Source organism: Providencia sp. PROV182, from assembly GCF_028480325.1.
Lineage (GTDB): Bacteria > Pseudomonadota > Gammaproteobacteria > Enterobacterales > Enterobacteriaceae > Providencia > Providencia hangzhouensis.
On sequence record NZ_JAMPOL010000036.1, the window covers coordinates 1 to 7,135 of the forward strand.

Genomic DNA, 7,135 nt, shown 5'->3' on the forward strand with positions numbered 1-7,135 from the left:
AAAAAGCGCAGCATTAACGCTGCGCTTATAGCAAATTACGTTATCTTATAAGATTATTTAGCTTTCGCTGCAAAACGTGCCGCTGCTTCATCCCAGTTCACAACTGACCAGAATGCTTTAATATAATCAGGACGGCGGTTTTGGAATTTCAGATAATAAGCGTGTTCCCATACGTCTAAACCGATGATTGGGTAACCAGATGCGCCTGAAATAGCCTCACCCATTAATGGGTTGTCTTGGTTTGCTGTTGAAACTACAGCTAATTTACCGTCATCTTTCAGAACCAGCCACGCCCAACCAGAACCGAAACGGGTTGCAGCTGCTTTTTCAAACAGTTCTTTGAATGCATCAACGCTACCGAAATCACGCTCAATCGCAGCTTTTAATTCGCCTTTTAATTCAGTACCTAATTTCAAACCTTTCCAGAACAGACTATGGTTTGAGTGGCCACCTGCGTTGTTACGAACAAACGTACGTTGATCAGCAGGAATTTGGTCTAATTTTTGAATCAGAACATCGATATCTAAACCTGCTAATTCAGGTAGTTTTTCTAACGCTGTATTGGTGTTAGTCACATAGGTTTGATGATGCTTAGTATGGTGGATTTCCATGGTTTGCTTGTCAAAATGTGGTTCCAACGCATCATAAGCATAAGGTAAAGCAGGTAATGTATAACTCATATTATTGTCTCCAGTGACGTAAATACCGCTATGTTTCTCATTTTTACCACAAGGCTCATAGGGTAAACACTTGCGTAACTTCGCACCTTGTGAATAACTATCTATTATAGTTATTTTACTGTTAATGAAAATCATTATCAAACCCATGAGAAATGTATGGATATTTATATTCGCTATGAGAACTTGTTTATTCAGTAACTAATACCAACAACCCCGCCATTTATTTTTCTTTAAATCCACCTTTTATTATATTTTTAGATTTATATGTCAATTTGACATTTAGCATCAAATGATAATCCTGCAAATCTCATTACAATTAATACGTGATCTTCCGCGCAAAAGAAAAACAAATTTAAAAATCGTGCTTTAGTTAACCATTTTTTGACATAGTATTAACATCTGCAAGGAGATAATAATATGACTCAAATAACTAAACATCCCGTTCCTGCTGAAATTGCAAAAAATGCCCTGATAAACGAACAACAGTATAACGATGAGTACCAACGCTCGATTCAAGACCCTGAAGGATTTTGGGGCGAAAAAGGAAAAATCGTTGATTGGATTAAACCGTACACTCGTGTTAAAAACACCTCTTTTGACCCCGGGCACATCGATATCCGCTGGTTTGAAGACGGTACATTAAATTTAAGTGCTAACTGTTTGGATCGCCATCTGGCTGAAAAAGGCGACCAAACTGCGATTATTTGGGAAGGCGATGACCCTTCATCGTCAAAAAATGTCACTTACCGCGAACTGCACCATGATGTTTGTCAGTTTGCGAATGTCCTAAAACAACAAGGGATCCGTAAAGGTGATGTCGTCGCCATTTACATGCCGATGGTTGTCGAAGCTGCTGTCGCGATGCTAGCTTGTGCTCGTATTGGTGCTATACATACGGTCATTTTTGCTGGTTTCTCCCCTGAGGCGGTCTCTGGTCGCGTTATCGACTGTAAAGCGAAGCTTATCATCACTGCAGATGAAGGCTTACGTGCTGGCCGTGCAATTCCATTAAAGAAAAATGTAGATGACGCACTCGCCAACCCACAAGTCACAACGGTTTCTAATGTGATTGTTTACCAACGCACAGGCAACGCGCCGAGCTGGATAGAAGGCCGTGATCTCTGGTGGCACGACGTCATCAAAGGCGTCAGTGCAGATTGCCCTCCAGAAGAAATCAACGCAGAAGACCCGCTGTTCATCCTATATACCTCAGGCTCTACAGGTAAACCGAAAGGCGTTCTGCATACCACTGGCGGTTATTTAGTCTATGCCACACTGACATTTAAATACACCTTCGACTACCATCCAGGTGAAGTCTATTGGTGTACTGCAGATGTAGGCTGGGTAACAGGCCATAGCTATTTGTTATATGGGCCATTATCCAATGGCGCTAAAACATTAATGTTCGAAGGGGTACCTAATTACCCAGCAGTTAACCGAATGAGCCAAGTGGTTGATAAACACCAAGTCAATATCCTTTATACTGCCCCAACGGCTATCCGCGCATTAATGGCCGAAGGTGATAAAGCCATTGAAGGTACAGATCGCAGCTCATTACGAATTCTCGGCTCCGTGGGGGAACCCATTAACCCTGAAGCTTGGGAATGGTTCTATAAAAAAATTGGTAACAGCCGCTGCCCTGTTGTCGATACATGGTGGCAAACCGAAACAGGTGGTTTCATGATCACACCACTTCCGGGGGCAACCATGTTAAAGCCAGGGTCTGCAACATTGCCATTCTTTGGTGTTCGCCCTGCATTAGTCGATAACCTTGGTGAACCTATCGAAGGCGCCACAGAAGGTAACTTAGTGATTGTTGATTCATGGCCGGGCCAAGCCCGTACCTTATTCGGCGATCACGAACGCTTCGAGCAAACCTATTTCTCAACCTTTAAAGGCATGTACTTTAGTGGTGATGGTGCTCGTCGTGATGAAGATGGTTATTACTGGATCACTGGCCGTGTTGACGATGTACTGAATATTTCGGGCCACCGTTTAGGTACCGCAGAAATAGAATCAGCGCTCGTTGCACATCCGAAAGTGGCAGAAGCTGCCGTGGTCGGTATTCCTCATAATATTAAAGGCCAAGCAATCTATGCTTATGTCACATTAATATCTGGGGTTGAGCCATCACCAGAGCTATACACCGAAGTTCGCAACTGGGTTCGTAAGGAAATCGGCCCTATTGCCACCCCGGATGTACTCCACTGGACGGATTCACTGCCCAAAACCCGTTCCGGTAAAATCATGCGTCGCATCCTACGAAAAATTGCATCAGGAGACACCAGTAATTTCGGAGATACCTCCACTCTGGCTGATCCAGGTGTTGTCGAAAAACTACTCGAAGAAAAACAGTCTATGAGTATGTCATAACGCCAAAAGGCCAACTCATAGAGGCGGCCTTACATACATCCCAACAAGATGGTTTACTCTAAATAATTCGAGGTGCAGCTAGGCGACAAGCGAACGAAACACGAGGAGCATACATAAGTATGTGACTCGTGTGAGTGAGTGCAGTCAACAAAGCTGCAACTTGAAGTATGACGAGTATAACAGAGGAGAACTCTGATGAATGCTACTGCTTACGAAAAGGTAGAGGATAACCCTCGCTTTCAAGAACTGGTTAGGAAACGTAGTCGCTTTTCATGGTTGTTATCTGCAATAACGCTCGTGCTGTATGTGGGTTTTATTTTTCTTATCGCTTTTGACCCAAGCTGGCTTGGAACACCAATATCCGAAGGTTCATACATAACAAGAGGGATCCCTGTTGGTGTAGGGCTAATCGTCATTTCGTTTGTACTCACTGGGCTTTACGTCATCCGAGCCAACGGTGAATATGACCGCTTAACGGCAGAAATTTTAAAAGAGGTAGAAAAATGAAAATATTGCTCTCACTCATTCTCTTTTTTACCTCATCAATGGCGTTTTCTGATGCATTGACAGGGGATGTTGAACGCCAGCCTGTAAATATTCAGGCGATTGTGATGTTCTTACTGTTTGTCGGCTTCACTTTGTATATTACCTACTGGGCGTCAAAAAGAACGCGTTCTCGCTCTGATTACTACACTGCGGGCGGGAAAATTACCGGTTTCCAAAACGGGATGGCTATCGCGGGTGACTTTATGTCTGCTGCCTCCTTCTTAGGGATCTCTGCTCTGGTTTATACCTCTGGCTATGATGGCTTAATCTACTCGATTGGCTTCTTAATTGGCTGGCCGATCATTCTATTCTTAATTGCCGAGCGCTTACGTAATTTAGGTCGCTATACCTTCGCTGATGTTGCTTCTTATCGATTAAAACAAAGACCAATTCGTATTCTATCTGCGGTTGGCTCTCTGGTTGTTGTTGCACTGTATCTTATTGCTCAAATGGTTGGTGCGGGTAAATTAATTGAATTGTTATTTGGTCTCAATTACCACGTCGCTGTTGTCATTGTGGGTATATTGATGGTGCTATATGTCTTATTTGGTGGAATGTTAGCCACAACTTGGGTGCAAATTATTAAAGCCATCTTGTTATTAGCGGGTGCAACATTCATGGCCGTTATGGTTATGAAGCATGTTGGCTTTAACTTTAATACCTTATTTAAAGAAGCCGTTGAAGTTCATAAAAATGGTATTGCTATTATGAGCCCAGGAGGACTGGTTTCCGACCCAATATCCGCCTTATCCCTTGGTCTTGCATTGATGTTTGGTACCGCTGGCCTCCCTCACATTATTATGCGATTCTTCACCGTTAGTGACGCTAAAGAAGCTCGTAAAAGTGTGTTCTATGCCACTGGATTTATCGGTTACTTTTACATCTTAACCTTTATTATTGGTTTTGGTGCCATCGTTCTAGTCAGTTCCAATCCTGCATTTAAAGATGCTACTGGAGCACTTATCGGTGGAACAAACATGGCTGCTGTTCACCTTGCAGATGCCGTCGGTGGCAATTTCTTCTTAGGCTTTATTTCTGCAGTTGCATTCGCCACTATCCTTGCTGTTGTTGCTGGTTTAACCTTAGCAGGCGCCTCCGCGGTTTCTCATGACCTATATGCGATGGCAATGAAAAATGGTAAAGCGGATGAAAAAGATGAATTACGTGTCTCTAAAATTACCGTTGTTATCTTAGGTTTTGTTGCAATTGGCCTCGGTATTTTGTTTGAAAAACAAAACATTGCCTTCATGGTCGGCTTAGCATTCTCTATTGCGGCTAGTTGTAACTTCCCAATCATTTTACTGTCGATGTACTGGCGTAAGCTGACAACTCGCGGTGCATTGGCTGGCGGTTGGTTAGGGCTAATTACTGCTGTTGTTTTAATGATTTTAGGACCAACCATCTGGGTCAGTATTCTTCACCATGAAAAACCAATCTATCCATATGAGTACCCAGCCTTCTTCTCCATGATTGTTGCATTTGTTGCTTCATGGCTATTCTCTGTAACAGATAATTCAGAACAAGGAAAAATGGAAAGAGAGCGCTTTAAAGAGCAATTTGTTCGTTCACAAATTGGACTCGGTATTGAGCAGGGTAAATCACACTAAACCTAACTTTATTGCCACACCAAACGGCTCAGTGTATCGAGCCGTTTTTTATTAATAGTTTATTTAAACCTCTTTTAGTCTCATCATTATTTCTCTTTATATTATCTTATAAATCAATACGATATATGAAATCACATAAAGGAGTTGATAGTATATTTAACTCTTTTATCAGAAGTTTTATGTAAAAAAAATCCTTCTTTCTACGTAGAGAAAAGAAGGATATTGATAATATTGAAAAACTTATTTTTGTTTTCGTTATTCGATACTATCTTGCATAGTGTTGTCTTTCTACATCAGCCCAATTTTCTACTAATGAATAAAACTCTGCTGAACTTGTTTTTCTTTCTTCTTGTAATTTTTTAAATTCTTGCTTGTTTTTCGGAGTATAACGAGAAAGTAACTGGTCTAATACAATATTTTTATCTGCGAATTGGGAACCTAGTTTTAATTTTTTATACAGCACTACTGTAATCAACCCACTGATAGCGAGCATTCCAATGACAGTGACAAAGCTATAGTCAATGCCAAGGGTATTTCTCACTGTATTTAACAGTAAAAAAGGAACAAAAAACATCACTAATAAAGAAAGAATCGTTGCACCGTCTTGCCCATTATTAAATTCATTTTCTTTCTGTTTATTTACAGAAATAATTTGGTCGAAAATTCGATGATTAGCGCTTTTTGATTTATTCATCTGACCCACCTTTGCTATACAAATATTGTTTACACGAAATACCATTCATTAAAAGGTATAACTTGCTTAGCTGGCCTATCTTTCATATCTGGATGTAAGTTTCTTTCCTTTGAAAATTTCACTTATAAGCAAACTTCATCGGTAACGTGATAGCTGGATATACCATTAACTACCTAACACAGTATAAATGTAAGAAATTGAAACATCAATTTAACAATTTTTATATAAAAAAATAAACAATAGTGCGCTTATTCATTAAAAATATACAAATAAAATAGTTAATTTATTTATGAGTAAAATTGGTTATTTTATTTTTATCTATTGATATTAATGAATTTATTGTTCAAATAATGACTTACTTGGGTTACTTAATTAACACCATAAAAACCATTAAAACTATAAACATTATAGGACAAGTTAAGAGTAATCCTGTCAGATAGTTTCATTAAGTCATTACTATTTTTAATAGATCATAGATTATCTATCAACCAGGGAGTCAAATCACACAGCAATTGCACTCGGAGATATAAACTTATCTAACCTACCTCTACTACCTCTACTACCTTTGCTGTAAAGCTGTTATTTACTATTTTGCCCCCTTCAATTACATTTACCATCTCAATCTCCCAATACAATAATTACGAAACCTGAAATATAGTCATCACTAAATATATATTCTTTGTCATCACAATTTATGAGCTTTTACTTGCTACTTTATGTTTCTTAATCACATTTATCACTTAAATACAAGGAATTGAGTTTTCCTCCTACCCTCCTCGCCCATTCCCTATACGGCTAAAAAGAGAGGTGAGTTGTTACTTACTACTTTGCATTTAAAATATCCATTCAGCACACCAATACAACCGCTCCCCCTCCATTGCTTCTCCTAACCCCTGTTATCCCACCATCGCCAACAGCCACCACCCTTTCAACAAGTGAGTTTTTCCTCCTACCCACCTCGTCCCGGTCAAAAGAGAGGTGAGTTGTTACTGACTTCTTTGATTCAAGCGATGTCATTCATCACCGTGATGGGCAAACATCCAATCCACAGTACTCTCCTGATATTCTTAAAATTCTGCTACCCTAAACAATCTGTGAGCTGTTACTCACTACTTTGTATTCACAATATCTATTCAGCGCACCAATACAACCGCTCCCCTCCATTACTTCTCCTAGCCCCTGTTATCCCACCTTCACCAACAGCCACCGCCCTTTCAACAAGTGAGTTGTTACTG

Annotated in this window: 5 protein-coding genes; 3 read left to right on the plus strand and 2 right to left on the minus strand. The window is 40.2% G+C overall.

All coding sequences use genetic code 11. The annotated features are described in order from the left end of the window. Positions 1–53: 53 nt before the first annotated feature. A complete protein-coding gene (gene sodA / locus PR834_RS20280) occupies positions 54–680 on the minus strand; it encodes a superoxide dismutase [Mn] (RefSeq protein WP_180312640.1) in 627 nt (208 codons plus the stop codon). Between the two features lie 417 nt (positions 681–1,097). Between sodA and acs the strand changes: the two genes are divergently transcribed. From acs to actP, 3 genes are all read left to right on the plus strand, one after another. Further along, positions 1,098–3,053 (plus strand): acetate--CoA ligase, encoded by a 1,956-nt coding sequence (gene acs / locus PR834_RS20285; RefSeq protein WP_096863473.1) that lies wholly within the window; start codon positions 1,098–1,100, stop codon positions 3,051–3,053. Positions 3,054–3,248: 195 nt separating this feature from the next. Next, positions 3,249–3,560 (plus strand): DUF485 domain-containing protein, encoded by a 312-nt coding sequence (locus PR834_RS20290; protein ID WP_004263244.1) that lies wholly within the window; start codon positions 3,249–3,251, stop codon positions 3,558–3,560. Then, on the plus strand, positions 3,557–5,206 hold the full coding sequence (actP, locus tag PR834_RS20295) for a cation/acetate symporter ActP (protein ID WP_004263246.1): 1,650 nt from the start codon (positions 3,557–3,559) through the stop codon (positions 5,204–5,206). The genes PR834_RS20290 and actP overlap by 4 nt, the downstream gene beginning before the upstream one ends. Before the next feature lie 265 nt (positions 5,207–5,471). Here the strand turns inward: actP and PR834_RS20300 are convergent, their stop codons facing one another. Continuing rightward, positions 5,472–5,900 carry a hypothetical protein gene (locus PR834_RS20300; protein ID WP_164561264.1) on the minus strand — a complete coding sequence of 143 codons (429 nt, stop codon included), beginning with the start codon at positions 5,898–5,900 and terminating at the stop codon, positions 5,472–5,474. Positions 5,901–7,135 lie beyond the last annotated feature (1,235 nt).